Below are 17,792 nucleotides of genomic sequence, written 5' to 3'. Positions count from 1 at the left end.
TCGATGATTAAATTGCATATCCAACAGCTCCCTTCGATACTATTTTACTAGGAAAAGTTATCCACAGGGCGGAATTTTATAATTTCCTAAACAACAAAAAAACACTTATCCCTTCTTTAGAGATAAGTGCCCTAAAAAAAGATACATGCATCCAAAAACCTGTACCTTTTTGTATAATTCGTGTGCGATTTAATAAAGCTATAAGAAAGCACGCAACAGGTTCGGATAATTATATTTAGTTAATGGCATTTTTTCGATCATTTTCATTATCCTTACCTCCTCTTCCTTATAATTTTATTTTGCCATTAAAGAGTAGCATAACCAATTTTTGAAAGTCAATAATTTAAGTGATTTTTCGTATAAATGGCTATTTTCTATTCTTTACATTCTATTAATTTTTACTTTTTATGAATCTAAAAAATTCAAAAAATTCCTAATTATTTTTGGTATCTTAGTTTGTATTTTTTCTTAAAATATTTTATCATGGAGTTATTATCTAATTTTTTACTATAGGAGGTGTACTCTTTGTTCGCACCCCTCATTTGGGTCTGTGACAAAGATCGTATTTGGACGTAGACATAGGAGAGTTAACCATTAAGTTGGCAGCATTTTTCTTGCTAATTGCTGCTACGGCATTTTTCGTTGCAACTGAGTTTGCAATTGTAAAGGTAAGAACAACACGTATTGATCAGTTAGTTGCAGAAGGCAATAAACGAGCAATAAAAGCTAAGAAAGTTATTTCGGAATTGGATGAGTACTTATCCGCCTGTCAATTGGGCATTACCATTACTGCCCTTGGTTTAGGTTGGTTAGGTGAGCCTACATTTGATATGATGTTACATCCATTATTCAAAATGTGGAATCTAGATCCTAGAATTTCTTCATTACTTTCGTTTATCATTGCATTCTTACTTGTGACATATATTCACGTTGTCGTAGGAGAATTAACACCAAAGACGTTTGCCATCGAAAAATCAGAAGAACTTACTTTAAGACTTTCAGGACCATTAATTGTGTTCCATAACATAATGTACCCGTTCATTAAACTATTAAATGGTTCAGCACGTAAATTATCTGGATTGTTCGGATACAAAATGGCATCTGAATCTGAAGTAGCCCACTCTGAAGAAGAACTGCGCCTCATTTTAACAGACAGTTATAAAGGTGGCGAAATTAACCACTCTGAGTACGAATACGTAAATAGTATTTTCGAATTTTCTGACCGTACTGCAAAGGAAATTATGGTACCTCGAACTGAAATTGTTAGTATCGAGAAAAATTTAACTGTTAAAGAAGTTTTTGAAGTAATGGGCGTTGAACAATATACTCGATACCCAATCACAGACGGCGATAAAGACCACGTGATCGGTTTAGTAAACTTAAAACATTTATTAACAGCATATATAAAAAATCCTGCAAACGGTAACAAACCAGTACTTGATTATATGCAACCAGTTATCCGTGTGTTTGAGACTGTTCCAATTAGTGATTTATTACTTAAAATACAACAGGAACGCATTCATATGGCGATTTTAATGGATGAGTATGGCGGGACATCTGGTTTAGTAACCATCGAAGATATCATTGAAGAAATCGTTGGAGATATCCAAGATGAATTTGATGACGATGAAATCCCAGAAGTACAGGAAATTAGCAATGGCCATTATATACTCGATGCAAAAATGTTAGTTGAAGAAGTAAACGATATGTTAGGAATTGAAATTACCGATGAGGATGTCGATACAATCGGTGGTTGGTTCTTAACGCAACGCTTTGACGCTGTTGAAGGTGATAGCTTTGATTTTGCAGGATACGAATTCAAAATTAAAGAATTAGATGGTCACCATATCCTTTATTTAGAAGTATCTAAATTACCTGAACCACAAGCGGATTCAGAAGAACAAAACGAAACAGAAGAACAAAAATAATTGAATTTAAAATAGTGAACGACTTTCCATAATTAGTGGAAAGTCGTTTTATCATGTTTTGAAGTTTTGCCGGGAGGAAACAAAGTGGAGCTTTATACAAATTTACGAGCAGGGGAAAAAGGAGCATGGCTTTCCATTGGTACTTACCTTTTACTTAGTTCAATCAAATTAACAATCGGACATTTTGGTTCATCAGAAGCTTTAAAGGCAGATGGGCTAAATAATACAACGGATATTATTGCATCCATCGCTGTATTAATTGGTTTAAAAATCTCTCAAAGGCCTCCCGATTCAAATCATCAATATGGACATTTAAGAGCAGAAACGATTGCTTCATTAATTGCATCTTTTATTATGATGATTGTTGGTATACAAGTTTTAGTCAGCTCAATTACAAATTTATTCAACCCTGTACATGAAACACCATCCGCATTAACCGCCTTAGTTGCATTAGGAAGTGCAGTTATTATGTATGGTGTATATCGCTATAATTTAGCCCTTGCCCAAAAAATAAAGAGTAGTGCAGTTAAAGCGGCCGCATACGATAATCGTTCAGATGCTTTGGTTAGTATTGGGACAGCCGTTGGGATCTTCGGGGCAATTATTGGTTTCCCTATTATCGATACCCTTACCGCCCTCATTGTAGCCCTGATTATTATTAAGACCGCAATTGAAATTTTTTGGGAGTCGGTGCATACGTTAACGGATGGATTTGATATTGAAGAATCTGAAACATTATCCGTTTTAATTAATAATGTAGATGGTGTGATTGATTTAGTCGATTTTAAAGGGCGCACCCACGGCAATATGAGCTTTATTGATGTGACAGTGACCGTGAATCCTTACTTAAATGTGTGGGAAAGTCACCGCATTACTGAAAAAATTGAGTCAACGGTGCATAAATCGAACCCGCATTGCATGGTTCTAGTCCATATCGAACCCCATGAAATACCGCGAGCCGTTGAAGAAGATTATCATTTCTAAGAACAGCGCTCTTGTTCAATCAACTTTTCTTTACTAAAAAAGTGCTGACATCTTCATTTGGTGTCAGCACTTTTCGAAATTCACCTCAAATAAAAAAACAACCTTAAATTGTAAAGTTGTTTTTTATAATCTAGTTTTCAATTGGTCCACTTACTTCAGTTAATCCATGTTTCACTGCATACAAAGCAGCTTGCGTTCGATCTTGGACTTCTAACTTTGTAAAGATATTGGATATATGGGTTTTCACTGTCTTCTCCGTGACAAACAAGGAAGAGGCGATTTCTCGGTTACTTTTCCCCTTTGTCAATTCTGCCAAAACATCCTTTTCCCTTGGTGTTAATGTATTTTTCACATGGGGCAAGTTCTCTTCTTCTCTCAAAGTTTTTTCAAGTTGAGAATTGGCAACTGGATGTAAAATATTTTCCCCACTCATAATTTGTCGAATGGAGTTTACTAAGTCGTCTGGCTCAATATCTTTTAGTTGATACCCTGCAGCACCTGCTTCAAGAGCTGGTAATACATGATCCTTATCAGAAAAACTTGTTAACATTAATATATTTATAGCCGGCCATTTTGATTTAATTTTTCTCGTTGCGGATATCCCGTCCATTTCAGGCATCACTAAATCCATTAACACAATATCTGGTTGCAATGCTTCAACAAGCTCTACTGCTTCTAGTCCATTCTTTGCTTCACCAACGACTTCTATATCTTTTTGGGTTTTTAAAAAGAAAAGTAACCCACGACGTACAACATGATGGTCATCTACAATTAATACACGGATCATACTCTTCCCCCCTAATATGGTAATCGGATTAATAATTCTGTCCCTTTTCCAATCTCACTTACCCAATCAGCCGTTCCTCCCACTGCACTGGCCCGATCTTTAATGGACTGCAACCCAATAGATAGTAAGTTTCGCTCAAGGTCCATCACAAATCCGCTTCCTTCGTCTTTTATGACCATTAAAACATCTGTAGAAGTAACTGTTAAATAAATGGTTGCTTCTTGTACTCCCGCATGTTTTCTTATATTATTTAATGCTTCTTGAGCAATTCGAAATAATGTTTCTTCTATTCGTGAAGGAAATTGTATAACGCCCGAGACATTTACGATTAGTTGGATATTTAGCATTTCCGCATAGGCTTTAATTGCTTCCAGTAACCCACTTTCTAAGCCTTTTGGTCTCAATTGCCAAATGAGGGCTCTCATTTCTGTAAGGGCGGATTGGGTTAGTTGTTGTATTTCTTTAAAGGTTTCTTTTAATTCTTGTTGTTCACTCATTTCAATGCCAGCACGAGCGGTTAATGTTACTGAAAAAAGTAATTGATTGACGGAATCGTGTAAATCTCGTGCTAGTCGATTTCGTTCTTGTACGAGGGCAATTTCTTGTTCTTGTTTGGTTAGATAGATGCGCTTAATCGCTGAACCCATTTGAAATGCAACTGATTCAAGTAATTCTAGCTCTTCATCTGAAAAACTCACCGTATGTGCTGAGGCAACATTTAATATCCCAAAACGTTCCTCTCCCGATTGTAATGGTACTGTTGCATGATGAGTAATGCCTGCGTGATCACCGATATTTTCCTCAATGGCCGCTTCAATTCGTTGGCATTCAATAATGTTCGTAGCTTTCTTTAACTCATTATTCCGATATCTCGAGACACACCAGCATCCACCTTTTCGTAAATGTTGACAATCATTGTAGCTTAACGCTTCAGGAAGATGTTCATGGGCAATCAATTCAGCTTTCCCCTTATCATTAATAAAAAAAATCCAGCCCGTTTCAAAATTAGTCCCATTTAAAAATTTACTTAAAGCACCTTTTAACATTGGAATCATATCTGTTTCTTCATTTAACAGTTCGGCAATTTCCTTTAATATCGTAATATTGGATTGATCATTAATGGTCATGCTATTAGCCCCTTATTATTAACTATAGAATTATCATATCATTGAACGAATATATACTGCATTTGATGACCCCTCATACTTTTGAATGAACTATTTTACAAATCTCCCAATAACTATTTTCAATTTATGGCAAAGTATGTGGTTTATATGTGTATAATAGACAATGTACTATGCGTTACAGGGGGAAAAATCATGCAAGTAGCAAATGCATCGAATGCTTACCGTTTAGCATACGAAACAATTCGTAATCAAATATTAACTGGAGAGTTAACTGGTGGTACGAAACTAATTGAAGAGCGGTTAGCGCAAAAAATTGGCGTTAGCCGAACACCTGTTAGAGAAGCTATCCGCCGTTTAGAACAAGAGGGACTCATTCAAGAAAAACGAGTGTACAAACCAACGATTGCAGATATCATCCATTCTTCTGAATTTCGAACATTAATAGAATGCTATGCGATTAAAAAAGCAGCTAATAATATGTCAGAGGAAAACTTAAAATACCTAAAACAAGCCGTTCTTGATGCTAAAACAGGAAGTGTAGAAGAAATTGTAAGCGCAAACAATCGATTCCATAGCCTTATTATTGCGGAATCTAATAACCCTATCATGATCCAAGAAGCTAAAAAGATGGATGCTATTTTTTATTTATTTAATCGAACTTTAATCTTAAATAAAAGACCATTACTATATGAAGAACATGTGCAGATCTATAAGGCAATTGAAGCGAGAAAACCAGAATTAGCCTCGCGCTTAATGAAAGAACATTTAGAATGTGATTTACAATTCATGCTCCGATATACTAGGAAATATAAGTGAAAAACTATTCTATAAAACAAATTAATTTACTTATATATAGGAACAATTTATAATCAAAACTGACATCCGCTTGAAACTTTATCTTTATTATGTACGTTTATATTTTACTTCTATCCACATCTCCCACTTCTATTAGTGAGAGTCTTTTTTACGCAAATAAAGATAAAAGAATTTTAAGGAGCTCCACTATGAATAAAAAATTAGAAAATAGTTTGCTATTTATTTGGCTTGTGTCATTAGTAGCAACACTCGGATCCTTGTATTTCTCTGAGGTTCGTCAGTACGAGCCGTGTGAATTATGTTGGTATCAACGTATACTTATGTATCCAATCGTTCTATTAACAACCGTTGCATACATACAAAAAAATGTTCGAATTGCCGTTACAACTGCTGTGTTTTCATGTATTGGTGGCGCAATTTCACTTTATCACTATGGCATTCAAAAACTGGACTTTCTAACAGAATCAGCACCAACTTGTGGACGAGTTCCTTGTACTGGTCAATATATTAATTATTTAGGATTTATTACAATTCCATTTTTAGCATTATGTGCTTTTATTTTGATCGCGGTTACTAGTTTTTATATGATTAAGGTTTTAAAGGAGGAAAAGTAATTTGAAGAAGTTAGGCATTATTGGTGCAGTAGTCATTGTACTATTCATCGCGATTATTTTACTAACCAACCTATCCAATAAAGATAAGTTAACTGATAATCCATATGGTACAGATAATTTAAGACAATCCACAATTGATTTATTAGACAATGAAAATTACCAAAATATTATTCTACCTGAAGCACTTGAAGAAAAGATTGCAGCAGGTGGACCAGTTGTGGCCTATATGTTCAGCCCTGAATGTCCACACTGTATGAAAATGACACCTTCACTAATGCCGATTGCAGATGAAGTTGGCGTTCAAGTCGATCAATTAAACATTTTAGAATATGATAAAGGCTGGAATGAATACAACATTGAAGCAACACCTACATTAATTTACTTTAATGAAGGAAAAGAAGTAAGTCGTCTTGTAGGTGATTACTCTTCCAACGAGCAAGTCATTCATGATTTCTTAGGACAAGTAACAAAATAATGATATGATAGGACAAGGTTGAACGTATAGCCTTGTCTTTTTTATTAGAAAAGTGAAGACGGCTCGCCCAGCTCCGAAAGGCACTGGAGACTTTCGACGAAGCATGCTTGCATGCAGAGGAGGAAGTTGAAGTGACCGAGGAGCTAGCCGTCGTAACTAGACATCCACAGTGGAGGTTACAACATGTTTCAATATGAAATTGTACACAACAATTTAACTGTAGAAGAATTATTAAGAACAAAATGGCGATTAGGAAAGAAAATTGTACATGAGCTTCGGATGGCAAAAGCTGTGACTTTAGAGGATGGAACACCTGCTATTTGGTCAGAACCATTAGCGCCTGGAACAATGCTTACGTTTAATTTTGAAATCCCAAAATCAAACTATGTGCCAACATCCGTTTGTGGGGTCAACATCCGTTATGAAGATGAGCATTGCTTAATTGTTTCCAAACCAAAAGGAATGGCAACACACCCGAACGATGAGTGGGATACGGATACATGTATGAATCATGTAATGGCACATGTTCAAGCAAATGGCGGTCATTACGCAGAACATGTCCATCGATTAGACCGCGGGACAAAAGGACTATTACTCGTAGCAAAACATCCAATTGCTAAATCCATCATGGACCGAATGATTGAGGAAAAAACGATTATTCGAACATATGAGGCGGAAGTACAAGGAAATATCCGTCAAGAAAGTGGCACGATTAATGAACCAATTGGAAAAGATCGTCACCATGCAACGCGTCGTGTCGTTTCACATTCTGGTCAGCACGCCGTTACCCATTTTGAAGTAGTGAAACGTTTTAAACAAACATGTGTTGTTCATTTAGTGTTAGAAACGGGACGTACCCATCAAATCCGTGTTCATTTGGCACATATCGGGCACCCAATCGTTGGAGACACAATGTACAATGCAAGAGAAACGGCTTCTGGCGATTATGAATTACATGCCATTCAACTTGAATTTGAACATCCGTTTTTAAATAAAACCATTGTGGTAAAGGATATTGAATCCAAATAATATGATCGACATTCAGCTCCCACTTCTAAATGTGAGTGCTGAATGTTTTTTTATCTAAAAATCGAAGTGGAACGTATCTGGGTTTTGTCCAAAACGTTGATCTTTATTAATATGATTAATTTTTGCTAGTTGCTCGTTCGAAAGTTCGAAATCAAAAATTTGCATATTTTCTTCGATACGAGTTGGTGTAACGGATTTTGGAATTGTAATAATATCTTGTTGATAATGCCAACGAAGAATCACTTGCGCTGCTGTTTTCCCTACTTCGCTCGCGATAGTTGTAATGACCTCATCTTGTAAAATGCCACCTCGACCAAGTGGCGACCAAGCCGTTACAGCAATATTATGTTCGTTACAAAACGCTCGTAATTCTACTTGAGAAAAATATGGATGTAATTCGATTTGATTGACCATTGGCTGTACATTCGCTTTTGCAAAAATCTTTTCTAAATGATGCGCATGGTGATTCGATACACCCGGTACACGGATTAACTTTTCATCGTATAGACGTTCGATTGCACGATATGTGTCAACGAGTTTATCCTCAACCGGCCAGTGCGTTAAATATAAATCTACATATTCAAGTCCTAAATTTTTTAAAGACGTTTCAAATGCACGTAACGTGTTGTCATAACCTTGGTCATTATTCCACACTTTTGTCGTCACAAAAATCTCTTCTCTTGAAACATTAGCGTTTTTGATTGCTTCCCCAACTTCTTTTTCGTTTCCGTAAATAGCCGCCGTATCAATTGCGCGGTAGCCAACTTCAAGCGCCTTAGTCATTGCCAAAATTGCTTCTTCTCGGTCAGTCATTTTGTAAACACCTAAACCGAGATATGGCATTTGTACACCATTGGATAATATTTTTGATGGAATAATCGTCAAAATTGTCACGTCCCTTACAAAATTTTCTTTATTCGAAGTACAGTTTAACAAACTAAATACAAGTGCTCAAATTTGTCGTCCTCAATTTTTAGTTTAACTTCTATTAATCTCTCATAAAGTTTTCTATAATCCCTTCTATTTTGTTACCGCTTCCATGTTCTAACAACCCTATCTTCTTAATATATTAATATGAAGGACTATTTTCACTCTTTTTTGTATGTTACTGGATATCATTTAAGGAGCTGATAGTTATGATGGAAACACCTTTATTGTTAACTAGTTTTTTAAGTCGGGCAGAAAGATATTTTCCTGAGAAGTTGATTATTTCAAGGACAAGCGCAGACACGATTCACCGTATTCCCTACAAAGATTATGTAAAACGTACGCGCAAATTAGCTAATGCCTTAACAAAGCTTGGCATGACACGTGGTACAAAAGTAGGTTCTTTTGCTTGGAACCACCATCGCCATCTCGAAAGCTATTTTGCCGTTCCTTGTGCTGGTGCAATTTTGCATATGATTAACATTCGCCTATCACCAGAACATATTATTTACGTCATTAACCATGCCGAAGATGAAATTTTACTGATCGATGGTGACCTGTTTCCTCTATTCGAAAAAGCGATTCCTTTCTTAAAAACGGTTAAACATATTGTTGTCATGCAAGATAATAAAGAAGTTCCAAAATCTAGTTTCCCAAATGTCTATTCGTATGAACAATTGTTAGAAGAGGCTTCCGATGAATTTGATTTCCCTGAAGATTTAGATGAAAATTCTCCTGCTGGGATGTGTTATACAAGTGCAACGACCGGCATGCCAAAAGGGGTTGTCTATACTCATCGCGGTTTAGTGTTGCATAGTTTAGCGCTCGGCTTAGCAGACAGTATGGGACTGCGTGAAAAAGATGTGGTAATGCCGGTTGTTCCAATGTTCCATGTAAATGCTTGGGGCATGCCGTTTGCTGCGGTGAATTATGGTACAACACAAGTATTACCGGGACCAATGTTTACTCCTGGATTACTACTTGATTTAATTGACCAAGAAAAAGTGACGCTAACTGCTGGTGTACCGACTATTTGGTTAGGGGTATTGCAAGAACAAGAAAAAAATCCGCGTGACATATCATCTTTACGCGCGGTGGTATGTGGTGGTTCTGCTTCTCCAAAAGGGCTGATTAAAGCATTTGAAGAGAAGTATAATGTGCCATTCGTTGTAGGCTATGGCATGACCGAAACTTCACCAATTGTCAGCTTATCGAATTACACTTCTGCAATGGAAGATTGGTCGGCTGAAGAAAAACTGAATATCCGCGCAACGCAAGGACTACCCGTTCCTTTGTTAAATACAGAAGTTGTCAATGAAGCCGGCGGTGTACCTTGGGATGGCCAAACAATGGGCGAACTACGCATTCGTGGTCCTTGGATTGCGAGTGAATATTATAAAGATGAACGAACGTTGGATGCTTTTAAAGATGGATGGCTATACACAGGGGATATCGCTGTCGTTACACCTGAAGGCTATATAAAAATTACTGACCGCACAAAGGATTTAATTAAGAGTGGCGGTGAGTGGATTTCTTCTGTCGATTTAGAAAATGCTTTAATGACTCATGAAGCAGTGTTTGAAGCAGCAGTGATTGCGATTCCCCATGAAAAGTGGCAGGAACGCCCATTAGCTTGTGTTGTTCTGAAGGAAGGCAAAACTGCGACGAAGGAAGAACTAATTAGTTATTTAGAGGGACAGTTTGCAAAATGGTGGCTTCCGGATGATGTGGTCTTTATTAATGAAATTCCGAAAACATCAGTAGGCAAATTCCTAAAAGCCAAACTGCGAGAAGATTTAAAAGATTATCAGTTGAATTCGTAGTGGCGAAGTTGAGTTAAGTAATTTTGAATAGCCTAATTAAGATCAAAATCTACTTTTCCTTTTTAAGGAGAGTAGATTTTTTTATGAAAATCATCGCGGGTATGAAAAACACTTTGAACAATTTTAAACGCTATTTTGCTCTTCATCCGGCTTATGAAGAACATTTCGAGCAAGTTTTCCTGCTGTTTTGTCCTTCATCAAGCTTATGAACGACCGGGTGTGCTATTTTCACTAACGTTCGGGCTTTCATCACGCTTATGAACGACCGAGTGTGCTGTTTTCACTAGTAGTCGGGCTTTCATCGCGCTTATGAACGACTCTTTGAACAGTTTTCACCAGCATTCGGGTCTTCGTCGCGCTTATGAAGAACACTTCGAGCAAGGTTTCCCGTCATTTTGTCCTTCATAGAGAAAGCAGTCTATTCAAAAAGCTAGCTCACGCTTAATTGAGCTAGCCTCCTCACTTAGTTTTTCTTTGTATAACTTTCTTTTTCATCATTATCATTATCTAAATCATCAAATTGAATCGGATCAGGAAATCGCATATCTTCTTCTAGTTGTGAACCGTCGCGCATACGTTCCATTTGCTTCCCTAGCCAAATTAAGTCACCCATATTATTCGTCATATGACCGCTAACTTCTTGTTTGTGATTGTCCATTTTTCTCTAGCCTCCTAACATTACTATTCCCATATAGTTAGATTTGAACCAGTTTCGACATAATTTTTGAGTAGTAAAGTGTCTATAGATAGGCTATACTAAATTGTGAGAATTTATATACATGAGGAGGATACTTCCATGAATTTAATTTTAATTCTTGGCGTATGTGTAGCTTTCATTACTGCTATCTTAACTGCTGGATATGAAGGAAACTATACAAAAGAAAAATAATCTTCATACATAAAAAGGACTGATAACTTTGTTGTCAGTTCTTTTTATTTTACATAAAACACATCTTTAGTGGGTAATGTAATTTTAAAACTTGACTAATTTAACTGCCGAAAATATACTTAGTTACATAAAGTAAGTTGATAACCAAAAATAATTAAGGAGGCTTTCATCATGCCTACTCATTTTCATAAAAAACCAAATACGTATGTTTCCCACGTTCAAATAAAAGTTTCCAATTTAGAACGCTCCATCGAATATTATAAAACAATCATTGGTTTTGATGTCCTGGAGCAAACGAATCAAACAGCAGTATTAACTTTTGATGGTGCTACAAGTATTTTATCCCTAGAAGAAGTAGAAAATGCACTACCATTAGCAGGAGGTCAAACAGGTCTTTATCATTTTGCAATTTTACTGCCTACACGTAAAGACTTAGGAAATTTCCTACAACATGTAGCTGAGAAAAATATTCGTATTGGTGCGGGGGATCACCATGTAAGTGAAGCGTTATATTTATATGATCCAGATGGCAATGGCATTGAGGTATATATTGACCGTCCTGAAGAGGAATGGATTTGGTATGGTGACTCCACTGTACACATGGTAACGGAACAATTAAACGTTCAGTCCATTATGGCGGATGGTAACGGTCAGTGGAAAGGGCTTCCTCAAGGGACAGTCATGGGGCATATTCACCTATCTGTTTCCGATTTAGAAGCAACAGAAAAGTTTTATACAGAAGCATTAGGATTTGAAGTAGTAACACGTTACGGTGCACAAGCTCTATTCATTTCCACTGGCAAATATCATCACCATATTGGATTAAACACTTGGAACAGTGGCGGCGGTGTCAAAGCTCCTGACAATAGTGTTGGGTTAAAATCTTATACCCTTGTGTTAGATAATGCAGAACAGGCTGAAAAAATTAAATCTAATTTAACTGCAATGGGTGCTAAAGTGGAACAATTTGAAGGTGCTCCAACATTCGGCGGTGCGCAAGCCTTCTCAACAGAAGATCCATCCGGCATTCGTATCATTTTCACTCTAGAGGGTGAATAAAATAAAAGCATTCTTACAATTCGACTGTAAGAATGCTCTTTTTTACTTTAAACCAGGGAAATTTTGTTGGCGTAATGCTTCATAAATGATGATGGCGGCTGTATTCGAAAGGTTTAATGAACGGATATGATCACTTTGCGGGATTCGCAAACATTTGTCTCGTCTTTCATACGCAAAGTCCTTTGGTAATCCCGTCGTTTCCTTTCCAAACATAAAATAAATGTCCTGCTCTTTATTACTGAAATCATGATTTGAATAAGGTTCATCGCTATACGTTTCGATTAAATAAACTTCCCCATCCTTTGAATACTCTAGAAAATCCTCTAAACTATCATGATACACAATATTAACAGCATGCCAATAATCCAATCCCGCACGTTTTAACATTTTATCGTCTGTAGAAAATCCAAGTGGACGAATTAAATGCAATGATGTGTTCGTTCCGGCACAAGTACGTGCAATATTTCCAGTATTGGCTGGTATTTCAGGTTGATATAAAACAATATGTAATGGCAACGATCTACACTTCCCTACGTAACTTTTATTTTTAAGCTTTCAATAGCGCTAGTCCTTTTTCAATTTCACAAAGGACGTCCTTATTTGTTTCCTTTTCCTGTGCTTTGAGTAAAATCGCTTCCGCATCAGGTCCACCGATTTTTCCAATGGCCCATGCTGCAGTCCCTCGCATAACTGGGCGCTCATCTTTTTTCATTATATCAATTAAATCTGGAATGGCTGTTTCTTCTTTAAAATGGGCCAGGGCGATAATGGCATTCCGTTGAATTGGTTTTTTCCCTCGCCATGAACCTGACATATAACCAAATTTCCCTTTAAATTCTTTATTCGACATATTTAATAATGGCTGTAGTAACGGTTTAGCAAGTTCAGGGTCTGGCTTAAATTCCTCATGAATCCAATTCAATTTCCCTTTATTTTTCGGACAAACGGTTTGACACGTATCACATCCGTAAATGCGATTGCCAATTTTTGCTCGAAATTCATCCGGTAAAAAATCCTTCGTTTGTGTTAAAAAAGCTACACACTTCCCCGAATTCAACTGTCCTGCTTCAACAAGTGCGCCAGTTGGACAAACATCTAAACACAATCGACAATCCCCACACTCATTTTCAATCGGTGTATCTGGTGCAAATGGGATGTTTGTAATCATTTCACCTAAATAAACATACGAACCAAATTCAGGTGTAATAATCGAACAGTTTTTCCCACTCCAACCGATCCCTGCACGTTCTGCAACTGCGCGGTCAACTAACTCTCCTGTATCTACCATCGATTTAATTTGTACATTCGGAACACGCTCTTTTAGCCACTCTTCTATTAATTGAAGTCGTTCACGTACAGCCACATGATAATCAATTCCCCATGATACGCGGGCAAAAATCCCTCTTCTAGCCCCTTTTTTCCCAACAGGCGCTTCCTCCATTTTAGATGGGTATGCAAGAGCAATGGCTATAATACTTTCGGCTCCATCTAGAAGGCGAAGGGGTTCTGTTCGCAACTCGATATTGGACTCTTCAAAGCCAGATTGATAGCCTAATTCCTGCTGACGTTTTAACCGATTTTTCAATTCAAGAAAGGGAGAAGCGTGGGTGAAACCGATTTTATCCACGCCAATAGATTTTGCATATTCGATTAAGTCCGATTGCAACTGTGGTATTATCATTTCACTTTCCACTCCTTTGTCTGTTAATATATATAGAAACGAGTAAAATTTTACCCAAATTTGAAATAGTAGGTGATTTACAATGAACATTTCATTAAACGACTCACTGCTTACTACGAATGACCAATTCAAAATCGGCATTATCCATTATACCAAAATTGTTGTATCAGAATCTCCTCAAATGATAAAAGGACGCACACAACTTTATCAGGAAAACCTCTATTTAGAACTTCAGGAAACCCCTGTAACAGAACGACCTGGGATAAGCGAATGGCGTAAAGTGTGGAAATCGTTTGGAGCTGATCCGAATCGATACCGTCATTCTGCAGAAAGTTTAATGCGTCGAATTGCAAAACAAAACTATCTAACGCCTTTTCATTCTGCGGTCGATTTAAATAATTTCTTTTCATTACAGTACGAAATCCCAGTTGGTATATATGATGTGAATAAACTTCAAGGTGATCTTGAAATTGCATTAGGTGATGAGGAAACCGGCTACGAAGGATTAAACGGGCGCTATAATTCATTAAAAAATATAGTATACAGTAAAGATCGTGAGGGGGCTTTTGGAAGTCCGTTTGTTGATTCTCAAAGAACGGCCGTAACAGAAAATACGGTAGAAGCCATCCAAATCTTTTATTTACGACCATCGTTAGCAGAAACAGAATGCGAGCAACTTCTTCATTCAGCTGGTAACATGTTTACGCAAATTAATGGTGGCGACTTTACAGCTTACGTACTATCAACGAACAACCGTAGTATTTCTATATAGGGAGGGTTATAGATGAAAAAGATTCCATTAGCAGAAGGGGTTAAGTTAAAAAGCATTTTAACGAAAAAAATACAAGAACTTATAAGTGAAATTCATTTAGTTGCCCATGCCATTGTAGAAAAAGGAGAAAAACCAAATCCATCAGGTAGATCCCTTGCAGAAGTAGAGGCAGAACTTGCACAAGTACGGAAAGACTCCAGAACGTTGGACAAGCTCATTTACCGTGCTAACATCGATAATACGATCACATTTAAGGATGAAGAGTTGCCGATTGTAGAAGCGATTGAACTTGCTTCACAATTACGTGCAGATGCCAGCCTGTATAAAGATCTTGGGAAGTCAGAAAAAGAACGACTGTATCATAGCACAGGAGATAGTGTCATTTTCTATCAAGTCGCAATGTACGAGCCGTCCGATTTTCGCAATCGTGCCAATGAGCTAGAAAAAGAAGCTCATAGATTATCAAACTTAATCAATGCGAAAAATTATCAAGTCGAAATTGAATTTGATGATTCGAAGTATTTTTAAATAAGAAGCTCACAAAACCTCCTCGGTGCGGTGAGACTCCAAGCCGAGGCATAACGTTTCTGTCACTTTGCCAGCCGTGCAAATTTACATTAGTGTCAACCGATCACCTTTAACCTGTTACTTTTGTTACCTTTGACTAATAACCAACTATAGTAAAGCATACAAACAATAGTGTTTTTAGTGATTTTGAAATCGACAGACGTTATGAAATAGAAGCCGTCCCTTTATGGAGACGGCTTCTTACTTTTATTCCACACCTGGTAAAATGCGTAATGTTTTATAAGTCGCATCAAGAATTGCCTCTACCCCTAGTGGAACAGCGATATTCGGTTCGCAATGCCCAATTTTAAAGCCTGCTAAAGTTGGTTTATTAAGAGGTTTTAAATACTCTTCAAAGATTGCGTAAACATCCTCTAGTTTTGCGCCAATTTCTAGCTCCGTAAAACTTCCAATGGCAAAGCCTGCTGCTGCTTCTAATTTTCGAGCAAGTCGTAATTGATTGAGCATACCATCAATCTTTTGTAAAGGCTCACCAATTTCTTCAAATAAGATGATTTTATTCGTTGTATCCATTTCATATTTCGTGCCGAGTGTACTCACCAGCCGATGCATATTCCCACCAACAAATTCTCCACGTACACTGCCAGGAACGATCGTGTGAAGCGGTGAAATATTTTCATCATATTGGATTTCTAATGGTCGAAACAATTGTTGAAACATTCTTTTCGATAAATCGGATAATGATTTTTTTGTGACAGACGAAAGCATCGGACCATGGAATGTGACAATATTGCAATACTCATGAAAAGCATTGTGGAAATACGTTACATCTGAAAAGCCCCAGAAGATTTTCGGATTTTCCATCAACAGTTGATAGTCAATTTTATCCGCAATCCGCGCAGCCCCATAGCCACCTCTTAAGCAAAAAATCGCTTTAATTTCAGGATCATCTATCATTTCGTGTAAATCATTCGCTCTTTCCTCGTCTGTTCCTGATAAATATTTCCCTGTTAACCCAATTGTTTTCCCTAATTTATACTTTAACCCAAGTTCTTCTAAAACTTTGAGTTGATCTGGTAGTTTATCCATCGCCAGTGGACTACACAATGCTACTACGCCTACCGTATCCCCCACCTGTAATCGTTTCGGACGAATTTTCATTTAGTTCCCTCCATTTATAAGAAAAGTCAAACACTGTTCGACCTTTAAACTCAAGAAATTGTTATGTAAAGATTGTATCATAGTTAGATTCCATAATCTGAAAATAAAGTTGAACTGTCAATTACTATATAGATATAATGGAAACGTTATGGAAATCAACTAAAGGAGGCTTCACAATGAAATTTCCACCATACGCCTTACTCGTCTTAGCCACATTACTTTGGGGTGGTAATTTTGTCATTGGACGTGCTGTAACTGGAGACATCCCTCCTTTTACCCTTGCCTTTTTAAGATGGTGTCTGGCATTTTTCGTATTCTTTCCAATTGCATTTAAATATGTAAAACGTGACTGGTTAAAACTGAAGGAACATTGGAAGATTGTACTTGTTCTAGCTTTCACCGGGGTTGCAGCCTTTAATACACTTGTTTATATTGGGGTTTATTCTACTACTTCAATTAATGCATCATTAATGAATTCCACTACCCCTATATTTATATACATACTTTCGTTTATTTTCTTAAAAGAACATTTATCGAAAAATCAAATGATTGGAACTGCGATTTCGTTAATCGGGGTCATTTTTATATTAACGGGTGGATCTCTTGAAACGCTTATGCACTTTTCCTTTAATAAGGGCGATTTAATTGTCCTCGTAGCCGTATTCTGTTGGAGCATTTATTCATTACTAATTAAACAATACGCAACTCGACTTCCAGGGTTCTCTACATTTTTAGTTAGTATTGCAATGGGGGCAATCATACTTGCACCCTTCACAGTGTATGAACTAGCAACATTAGACAGTCCTATTGTATGGTCTACTAAAACAATCAGTGCCATTGTTTATGTAGGGGTTTTAGCTTCTATTGTGGCGTTTTTGAGCTGGAACACAGGAGTTGTCAAAATGGGGGCAAACCGCGCAAGCATTTTCTTAAATCTCATTCCTGTTTTTGCCACAATTTTTGCAACGATATTTATAGGAGAACAACTGCAACTCGCTCAAGTAGTAGGGGGGCTTGCTGTTATTGGCGGGGTAATCTTGACTAATCGAAAATAATACTACCTTGGTAAAGATAAAAGGCTTTCAGAAACTCTGAAGGCCTCAGATTGTCGACAAAAGGCTTTCAGAATGGTCTCATTCTGAAAGCCTTTTGTCATTTTTCCGGATTTTTGGGTATTATATCGATTTATTTT

General features: G+C 37.1%; 18 protein-coding genes. 11 read left to right on the top strand and 7 right to left on the bottom strand.

Features of this window, described 5'->3' with window-relative positions; all coding sequences use genetic code 11:
- The first annotated feature begins 599 nt into the window (after window positions 1–599).
- Both EK386_RS19095 and EK386_RS19090 read left to right on the top strand, forming a co-directional pair.
- Window positions 600–1,928, top strand: a complete 1,329-nt coding sequence (locus EK386_RS19095; RefSeq protein ID WP_179966068.1) for a hemolysin family protein — start codon at window positions 600–602, stop codon at window positions 1,926–1,928.
- Between the two features lie 84 nt (window positions 1,929–2,012).
- On the top strand, window positions 2,013–2,912 hold the full coding sequence (locus EK386_RS19090) for a cation diffusion facilitator family transporter (protein WP_126660777.1): 900 nt from the start codon (window positions 2,013–2,015) through the stop codon (window positions 2,910–2,912).
- Between the two features lie 130 nt (window positions 2,913–3,042).
- On the opposite strand, the gene EK386_RS19085 is transcribed toward EK386_RS19090, so the two are convergent.
- Both EK386_RS19085 and EK386_RS19080 read right to left on the bottom strand, forming a co-directional pair.
- Window positions 3,043–3,699 carry a response regulator gene (locus tag EK386_RS19085; RefSeq protein ID WP_126660776.1) on the bottom strand — a complete coding sequence of 219 codons (657 nt, stop codon included), beginning with the start codon at window positions 3,697–3,699 and terminating at the stop codon, window positions 3,043–3,045.
- Between the two features lie 11 nt (window positions 3,700–3,710).
- Complete coding sequence (locus EK386_RS19080) at window positions 3,711–4,826, bottom strand: GAF domain-containing sensor histidine kinase (RefSeq protein WP_126660775.1); 1,116 nt, start codon at window positions 4,824–4,826, stop codon at window positions 3,711–3,713.
- Window positions 4,827–5,018: 192 nt separating this feature from the next.
- Here EK386_RS19080 and EK386_RS19075 point away from each other — a divergent pair, with 192 nt between their 5' ends.
- The 4 genes from EK386_RS19075 (at window position 5,019) to EK386_RS19060 (ending at window position 7,760) form a co-directional block, all read left to right on the top strand.
- A complete protein-coding gene (locus EK386_RS19075) occupies window positions 5,019–5,642 on the top strand; it encodes a GntR family transcriptional regulator (protein WP_126660774.1) in 624 nt (207 codons plus the stop codon).
- Between the two features lie 188 nt (window positions 5,643–5,830).
- The gene (locus EK386_RS19070; RefSeq protein ID WP_126660773.1) at window positions 5,831–6,256 is read left to right on the top strand and encodes a disulfide oxidoreductase; all 426 of its coding nucleotides are present in this window, start codon (window positions 5,831–5,833) and stop codon (window positions 6,254–6,256) included.
- A 1-nt stretch (window position 6,257) separates the two neighbouring features.
- The gene (locus tag EK386_RS19065; RefSeq protein ID WP_126660772.1) at window positions 6,258–6,731 is read left to right on the top strand and encodes a thioredoxin family protein; all 474 of its coding nucleotides are present in this window, start codon (window positions 6,258–6,260) and stop codon (window positions 6,729–6,731) included.
- Between the two features lie 183 nt (window positions 6,732–6,914).
- Window positions 6,915–7,760 carry an RluA family pseudouridine synthase gene (locus EK386_RS19060; protein WP_126660771.1) on the top strand — a complete coding sequence of 282 codons (846 nt, stop codon included), beginning with the start codon at window positions 6,915–6,917 and terminating at the stop codon, window positions 7,758–7,760.
- A gap of 54 nt (window positions 7,761–7,814) precedes the next feature.
- Here the strand turns inward: EK386_RS19060 and EK386_RS19055 are convergent, their stop codons facing one another.
- Window positions 7,815–8,645, bottom strand: a complete 831-nt coding sequence (locus EK386_RS19055; protein WP_126660770.1) for an aldo/keto reductase — start codon at window positions 8,643–8,645, stop codon at window positions 7,815–7,817.
- Between the two features lie 251 nt (window positions 8,646–8,896).
- Here EK386_RS19055 and EK386_RS19050 point away from each other — a divergent pair, with 251 nt between their 5' ends.
- Window positions 8,897–10,510 carry a long-chain fatty acid--CoA ligase gene (locus EK386_RS19050; RefSeq protein ID WP_126660769.1) on the top strand — a complete coding sequence of 538 codons (1,614 nt, stop codon included), beginning with the start codon at window positions 8,897–8,899 and terminating at the stop codon, window positions 10,508–10,510.
- Window positions 10,511–10,973: 463 nt separating this feature from the next.
- Here EK386_RS19050 and EK386_RS19045 read toward each other — a convergent pair whose 3' ends face one another.
- The gene (locus tag EK386_RS19045; protein ID WP_126660768.1) at window positions 10,974–11,168 is read right to left on the bottom strand and encodes a hypothetical protein; all 195 of its coding nucleotides are present in this window, start codon (window positions 11,166–11,168) and stop codon (window positions 10,974–10,976) included.
- 402 nt (window positions 11,169–11,570) lie between these two features.
- Here EK386_RS19045 and EK386_RS19040 point away from each other — a divergent pair, with 402 nt between their 5' ends.
- Window positions 11,571–12,458 carry a VOC family protein gene (locus tag EK386_RS19040; RefSeq protein WP_126660767.1) on the top strand — a complete coding sequence of 296 codons (888 nt, stop codon included), beginning with the start codon at window positions 11,571–11,573 and terminating at the stop codon, window positions 12,456–12,458.
- Window positions 12,459–12,500: 42 nt separating this feature from the next.
- Here EK386_RS19040 and trmL read toward each other — a convergent pair whose 3' ends face one another.
- Window positions 12,501–12,974, bottom strand: coding sequence for a tRNA (uridine(34)/cytosine(34)/5-carboxymethylaminomethyluridine(34)-2'-O)-methyltransferase TrmL (gene trmL, locus EK386_RS19035; protein ID WP_126660766.1), 474 nt, complete (start codon window positions 12,972–12,974; stop codon window positions 12,501–12,503).
- 31 nt (window positions 12,975–13,005) lie between these two features.
- Complete coding sequence (gene queG / locus EK386_RS19030) at window positions 13,006–14,139, bottom strand: tRNA epoxyqueuosine(34) reductase QueG (RefSeq protein WP_126660765.1); 1,134 nt, start codon at window positions 14,137–14,139, stop codon at window positions 13,006–13,008.
- An 82-nt stretch (window positions 14,140–14,221) separates the two neighbouring features.
- Between queG and EK386_RS19025 the strand changes: the two genes are divergently transcribed.
- Both EK386_RS19025 and EK386_RS19020 read left to right on the top strand, forming a co-directional pair.
- A complete protein-coding gene (locus EK386_RS19025) occupies window positions 14,222–14,911 on the top strand; it encodes a B3/B4 domain-containing protein (protein ID WP_126660764.1) in 690 nt (229 codons plus the stop codon).
- Window positions 14,912–14,923: 12 nt separating this feature from the next.
- On the top strand, window positions 14,924–15,439 hold the full coding sequence (locus EK386_RS19020) for a DIP1984 family protein (RefSeq protein WP_126660763.1): 516 nt from the start codon (window positions 14,924–14,926) through the stop codon (window positions 15,437–15,439).
- A gap of 246 nt (window positions 15,440–15,685) precedes the next feature.
- Here the strand turns inward: EK386_RS19020 and EK386_RS19015 are convergent, their stop codons facing one another.
- On the bottom strand, window positions 15,686–16,600 hold the full coding sequence (locus tag EK386_RS19015; protein ID WP_126660762.1) for a S66 peptidase family protein: 915 nt from the start codon (window positions 16,598–16,600) through the stop codon (window positions 15,686–15,688).
- Between the two features lie 176 nt (window positions 16,601–16,776).
- Between EK386_RS19015 and EK386_RS19010 the strand changes: the two genes are divergently transcribed.
- Window positions 16,777–17,655, top strand: coding sequence for a DMT family transporter (locus tag EK386_RS19010; RefSeq protein ID WP_126660761.1), 879 nt, complete (start codon window positions 16,777–16,779; stop codon window positions 17,653–17,655).
- Window positions 17,656–17,792 lie beyond the last annotated feature (137 nt).

The sequence above is a fragment of the Lysinibacillus antri genome (genome assembly GCF_003977595.1).
Lineage (GTDB): Bacteria > Bacillota > Bacilli > Bacillales_A > Planococcaceae > Ureibacillus > Ureibacillus antri.
Note: the sequence above shows the minus strand (reverse complement) of the source record. Positions and strands in the feature narration are given on the sequence as shown.

What these genes read in the sequence shown, in the direction of transcription:
- EK386_RS19085 (WP_126660776.1), bottom strand. Translation starts at nt 3,699, where the DNA reads ATGATCCGTGTATTAATTGTAGATGACCATCATGTTGTACGTCGTGGG.
- EK386_RS19080 (WP_126660775.1), bottom strand. Translation starts at nt 4,826, where the DNA reads ATGACCATTAATGATCAATCCAATATTACGATATTAAAGGAAATTGCC.
- EK386_RS19075 (WP_126660774.1), top strand. Translation starts at nt 5,019, where the DNA reads ATGCAAGTAGCAAATGCATCGAATGCTTACCGTTTAGCATACGAAACA.
- EK386_RS19070 (WP_126660773.1), top strand. Translation starts at nt 5,831, where the DNA reads ATGAATAAAAAATTAGAAAATAGTTTGCTATTTATTTGGCTTGTGTCA.
- EK386_RS19060 (WP_126660771.1), top strand. Translation starts at nt 6,915, where the DNA reads ATGTTTCAATATGAAATTGTACACAACAATTTAACTGTAGAAGAATTA.
- EK386_RS19050 (WP_126660769.1), top strand. Translation starts at nt 8,897, where the DNA reads ATGATGGAAACACCTTTATTGTTAACTAGTTTTTTAAGTCGGGCAGAA.
- EK386_RS19045 (WP_126660768.1), bottom strand. Translation starts at nt 11,168, where the DNA reads ATGGACAATCACAAACAAGAAGTTAGCGGTCATATGACGAATAATATG.
- EK386_RS19040 (WP_126660767.1), top strand. Translation starts at nt 11,571, where the DNA reads ATGCCTACTCATTTTCATAAAAAACCAAATACGTATGTTTCCCACGTT.
- queG (WP_126660765.1), bottom strand. Translation starts at nt 14,139, where the DNA reads ATGATAATACCACAGTTGCAATCGGACTTAATCGAATATGCAAAATCT.
- EK386_RS19025 (WP_126660764.1), top strand. Translation starts at nt 14,222, where the DNA reads ATGAACATTTCATTAAACGACTCACTGCTTACTACGAATGACCAATTC.
- EK386_RS19020 (WP_126660763.1), top strand. Translation starts at nt 14,924, where the DNA reads ATGAAAAAGATTCCATTAGCAGAAGGGGTTAAGTTAAAAAGCATTTTA.
- EK386_RS19015 (WP_126660762.1), bottom strand. Translation starts at nt 16,600, where the DNA reads ATGAAAATTCGTCCGAAACGATTACAGGTGGGGGATACGGTAGGCGTA.
- EK386_RS19010 (WP_126660761.1), top strand. Translation starts at nt 16,777, where the DNA reads ATGAAATTTCCACCATACGCCTTACTCGTCTTAGCCACATTACTTTGG.